Source organism: Parabacteroides caecihominis (assembly GCF_023656785.1).
GTDB classification, from domain to species: domain Bacteria; phylum Bacteroidota; class Bacteroidia; order Bacteroidales; family Tannerellaceae; genus Parabacteroides; species Parabacteroides segnis.
On sequence record NZ_JAMOKS010000082.1, the window covers coordinates 1 to 4,974 of the forward strand.

Annotated in this window: 6 protein-coding genes; 1 reads left to right on the plus strand and 5 read right to left on the minus strand. The window is 32.1% G+C overall.

Annotated elements, in window-relative coordinates; genetic code table 11:
* The 5 genes from NBH14_RS28530 to NBH14_RS28550 all read right to left on the minus strand — a co-directional run.
* The coding region (locus NBH14_RS28530) for a transposase (RefSeq protein WP_250818010.1) at positions 1-235 on the minus strand (235 nt) is incomplete at its 3' end.
* 345 nt (positions 236-580) lie between these two features.
* On the minus strand, positions 581-1,177 hold the full coding sequence (locus tag NBH14_RS28535; RefSeq protein WP_186962088.1) for an RNA polymerase sigma factor: 597 nt from the start codon (positions 1,175-1,177) through the stop codon (positions 581-583).
* 180 nt (positions 1,178-1,357) lie between these two features.
* Positions 1,358-2,302 carry a hypothetical protein gene (locus tag NBH14_RS28540; RefSeq protein ID WP_186962087.1) on the minus strand — a complete coding sequence of 315 codons (945 nt, stop codon included), beginning with the start codon at positions 2,300-2,302 and terminating at the stop codon, positions 1,358-1,360.
* A 192-nt stretch (positions 2,303-2,494) separates the two neighbouring features.
* Positions 2,495-3,064: a hypothetical protein gene (locus tag NBH14_RS28545; protein WP_186962086.1), complete on the minus strand. Its 570-nt coding sequence runs from the start codon at positions 3,062-3,064 to the stop codon at positions 2,495-2,497.
* Between the two features lie 80 nt (positions 3,065-3,144).
* Positions 3,145-3,879, minus strand: coding sequence for a hypothetical protein (locus NBH14_RS28550; protein ID WP_186962085.1), 735 nt, complete (start codon positions 3,877-3,879; stop codon positions 3,145-3,147).
* An 807-nt stretch (positions 3,880-4,686) separates the two neighbouring features.
* Between NBH14_RS28550 and NBH14_RS28555 the strand changes: the two genes are divergently transcribed.
* The coding region (locus NBH14_RS28555) for a flavodoxin (protein ID WP_284705611.1) at positions 4,687-4,974 on the plus strand (288 nt) is incomplete at its 3' end.

The following is a 4,974-nucleotide window of genomic DNA, read 5'->3' on the forward strand; positions in this document are numbered from 1 at the left end:
GGCACGAATAGATATTGTTCATGTAGGCGTAGATAATCACCTTAAGCATCATTTTAGGATGATAAGGACAACGACCGGTTGCTTTATAAAGCTTCTTGAAATTGTCAAGATTGAGATTATCAACAACAGTATTGACCACACGGACCGGATCGTTCGCTGCTATGTTTTCATCAATTCTGCCGGGAAAAAGAACTGTTTGGTTGGGAATGTAAGGACGAAAATGTAACTTTGCCATAATGAAAAACTTTATGCCTAAAGATACAAAAACTTTGTGCATAAAAAAAGGTTGTGCCAGCGTTTTGACACAACCTCTTACACATACTATGATAAATAGAGGAATATCACTCTTTTTGAACAATGCAGGGGAAGTATAGAAAACTCTGCCGAAACTATGAACTAACATTCGATTCGGCAGAGGAAATGCTAAAACTAGCATCTATTAGGATGCTTTTGAATAATACTTTTTATCCTATCACTATCTATTATATATCTCAAAATTTAGGTTCTCTAAATCCATCGATTTGTAATATGATACTTGACCGATCTAATTATTTCTCGCTAGGTGCGGATTTTTATTTATTTAGTTCGACAGATTGTTTGTCAATACATTGATTGGAGTGGATATCAACTTTCCGTCTCTATTTAGAATCTCACGCAAGCGATGTTTTCCTGCAAACAGAACAAATTTTACTGTATTAAGATTTTGATTTTTAAGTAGTCCGTTCTCAAATAATTTTTTTGATATTTCTTTTATTGTAAATCCGGATTGTTGTAACAATATGGCTTCTTTAGAAGCTGGTCTAATCATTTCAAGTGCAGTTATTAAGTCATCTGTGTAATTAAATTGGTTATAATCACTTCCAATGTAGGTATTGCAGTCTAGAGCCAATAAAGAAGTGGATAAATTCTCAATATCCGAGAAATTCTCATGCTTGGGTCTTTGAGCTTCTCTGATAGACAACTTATTTATTGATCTTCTGATAATGACGTATAACCAGACCCTGATTGAATAATCTGTTTTATATGTATGTACTCCAATAAAAGCAATATACAGTGCTTCATTGTAATACTCTTGACATTGATTCAATGATCGGGCATATTTCCGACAAACCCGCCAGATAAAATCTTTTTCCGGCAATATATACATGTTAAATAATTCAATATTACTCTGTTTCATTTTAATTTCTTTTAGAGGTTAATTTATTCCTAAATTAGTAACCAGGCGCCTTATGTTTCTAACTATACCGCAAAAGTGTAGCAATTAGGCAACATGAGAAATTAATAATGAGACATAATAAATAGACTATTAATTATGTCTTATTTTTTATGTCGATGCATGTATTTAATATGTTGATAACTAAGTGCTTAACAAAACGTCGTCGAACCACTCTGGTTCATAATTTTTATTAAGTAAATTTTTTATTGTAGCACGTAGGTTAAGAATGTCATCTTTTTTACTTCCTTCTTCAATTGCATTAAGGAATTTAAGAAAATCTAATATGAAATATCCTTCTACATTAGTCAGTCCTTTATTGGAGAAAGAAAGACGTTTTATTAATCGGTAGGCAGAAATAACTAGCGTAAGGTATGAAACATCAGGTTTTCTCCCTTTTCTACCAGGACGATAATATGAATTATTATTAGATGGGGCAATAGTTGCATCTTTTTCAGATACGGAGGAGTCCAGGTGGCGACTAATCGTTTGTGTAAACCAGTTTTCTGTATTTTTTATCAATAGCTTTTTTCCATTATATCGTATTTCAACCATATTCTTTTGGGTATCTTTTATCTCGGTGCGAAGGAATTTGTATAATTCAAGTATTTCAATTCTGATGATTTCTTTATTTTCTAAATCCACATTCATAGTAGAAGGGCAAGATATATCGAACAGACCTTGAGTAATCTTATATTTAATATAAAGCCCAGTGAGAAATATAAAGCTAAAATAGACATTTTCATCATTTTTCTGAAAATGGAGATGTGTTTTGATATGTTGATTCCAACTATCCTGTAATTGCTTAAGTTTTAAATTTATAAACGGGGACATATCATATAGCTCTCGCCAATATACAAGGTCAAAAATGAGATAGTTGCAGACTTTTAAAGCATGGTTATATAAAATATCAAATTGGTTAGAGGTAAGAAGTTCTTCCTCTTTAAGGCATTCCAGATTATATTCATAATCTTCAACCATGTTGTGAAACTCCATGCAAAACATAACAGGTTTATAACCTGTATCCTCAATAAGCCACGGATAAATCTCTTTATAGATATCCATAGGTATTAAAATCTTTTTATCCATATCGGATTTATATTTTATAGTTAAACATTAAAGAATATTTCTTGATTTAACGTTGATTATCCCTAACCTGAAGTCGGACAATTACGCAAAAAATGTTGAATTTTATATTTTAAGTTTTCATTGAAATCCATCCATTTGTATTATTGAATATTCCCAATACTCCTAGACTATTTATTGCCTGTTTGGTTGCCATCATATATATGTTCGCTCCTTTTTTACTGAAACCAAGAATTTGGGAATTTTTTTGAGATCTTCCGTAAATATGGATATTTGCTGTTCTATGGCATATCGAGCGGTATTCATAGCTTCCAGTATAGGAATATCCTGTATATCTCGTTTTGAATTGATCCGGTAATAGATATAATTTACTGACCTTTTCGCTCTTTCCCAATAAATAACGGAACTTGCGATCGGTAGAGAATTTTTGTATAGATCTATGATGAGATTATTAATGAATTTTTGTAGACCGGAAGTTCCCCTGATTAGAGTCCAGATACGTAGTATCCTTTTATATAGCAAAGTATTTGTAATAGGTTGTTCAATACCTATTATGTTCACTAGTTGCTTGCTTACTTCTTCGGGATAGCTCATAACATTATCAATACCCGCAGAATATCTCTTGTCGGGTAGATTTGCATATACATACTCTTCCTCCCAAAGATTGGCAACCTCCATAATGGACTCATCGGAAATGCTGAATGCTTTCACAACATCAGGTATTGTAGCTGCAAAGGATTTGTCAGAGTCTTTTTTCGCATTCATGAGATTTTCCAATTTACCATAATACGTTGCACGACTTTTTTCTTATTCTCAAATCAGTCAACAGACTATACACTGAACCATTAGAAAAAAGATGCAACGTGTTCAAAAAACTTACAAATTTTGCTTTTTTTTCTTCGATTGTATTCAATAGCATCCTGAATTGACAGGTCATGCAATATAGAATTCAACAAATTATAACTTTTCCTTTTCCCCTGTCTGAAAATAAGAAGAATTATATAAATAATTAACGTTGTAGAATATGCGTTTAGAAGAATGTACACAACCCAGAATCTACTACTGAAATCCACAGTTTCATTAATTACAAAACTGAGTATTGCTATAATAAGAGCTATTATAGGTAGGTGATATTTTAAGTTCAAAATATCATTAGTTTCCAACTTGTCTTTAATTGAGTCTATAACTGATAAATAGAAAGCCTGATTATTCCTTCCTATGGTTATATACCCTTCCTTGAGAAAATATGAATGCATCATATTTACTCTATACTGGTATATATCCAATTTTTTTCCATCTTCTGTAATGATGTATGACATATCCAAACTATCGCATTTGATAAGCAAGGCAAGTGTTGGTAAGGACATAACTAAGATCATAGCACATATTTCTGGATTATATTGCTGGAAAACAGGGATAAAAGGAAGCCATATAAGAATGTAAAGCAGTGAAAATATTATACCAGCTAAAATTATAAATAGACGAAACCGAATGTTTATCATAAGCTTGGAGTTAGTTGCTTCGGCTATTTTTTTGAGAGTAGTATTATGTAAAAAATTAACAATCATTTCCTTTTCCATAATAATGTAATTTAAGTTAATAGTACAAATATACGGAATAAATCAGTAATAGAAGCTGGCCCTTGTTTTTTTTACATAAAAAGAAAATCTATTACTTATAAATTGATTTTATCCATAATCATCCTCTATCAAATTTATGTCTGTGGCTATTGAGTGGTTTTGCACTTATATGAACTTATCCAAGGACACGTTAAAGTTAGTAGGTTAGGGTTCTATCGATTTTATTTGGACGAGATTTAGAATTTATCCTCTTACATATACCAATTTCATAATCTCAACAAATTCCTTTGGGTTTTTACAACTTAATCTATTAAGATTACCTACTAATTCAAAACAATCACTGGAATAATCCTTTTTGCTGAAATTCTTTAATTTGAATACATCACTTTTATGGTTATAATCGCTTTATGATCAGTAGAGGAATATCACTCTCTTTGAATAATACAGTGGGAGTCTATAATTAGCCACGTACATGGCCGCTGTTCGATCAACTTTTTTCGCATATAAAAAGGAAGTAAAAGGCAACAGAAAGGCTATCAGAGGATTCAGCTGTATTCTACCAAAGCAGCGCAATGGGCATACTTTCGTAGCGTTAGGAATGGGTGAATCCGTCGGTTCGACAATACATAATTCTGCCTTATAGAATTGAAAACACAACAGTAAATCCGAATATACTGTTGAAGTCTTCCTTCGTTTTTTCTTTTATCAGTGATTTTGGTTAGATAATCAGTGATTTATATACCTTAATGATAGATACTATTCTGTAATTTTGTACCATAATAATAGAGATTAAAACTATAAATGGCAATGAAGATTAAAAGTATGATTATGGTAGTGATCATGGTGTTATGTATCACTATAAATGCACAGGAACAGGGTAATAAGACATTAGTGGCTTATTTTTCAGCAACAGGAACGACGGAAAAAGCTGCTAAACTGATTGTAGAGGTTGCGGGTGGAACGCTCTATGAGATACAACCAGAAAAAGAATACGTCACTGCTGATTTGGATTGGCATGATAAGTCTTCACGTAGCAGTGTAGAGATGTCAGATGCTAAATCACGTCCTGCATTAAAATCTAAACCGGAAAATCTT

Bases quoted from the DNA above. Each gene is read 5' to 3' on its own strand.
- NBH14_RS28540 (WP_186962087.1), bottom strand. From the start codon at position 2,302: ATGGATAAAAAGATTTTAATACCTATGGATATCTATAAAGAGATTTAT.
- NBH14_RS28550 (WP_186962085.1), bottom strand. From the start codon at position 3,879: ATGGAAAAGGAAATGATTGTTAATTTTTTACATAATACTACTCTCAAA.
- NBH14_RS28545 (WP_186962086.1), bottom strand. From the start codon at position 3,064: ATGAATGCGAAAAAAGACTCTGACAAATCCTTTGCAGCTACAATACCT.
- NBH14_RS28535 (WP_186962088.1), bottom strand. From the start codon at position 1,177: ATGAAACAGAGTAATATTGAATTATTTAACATGTATATATTGCCGGAA.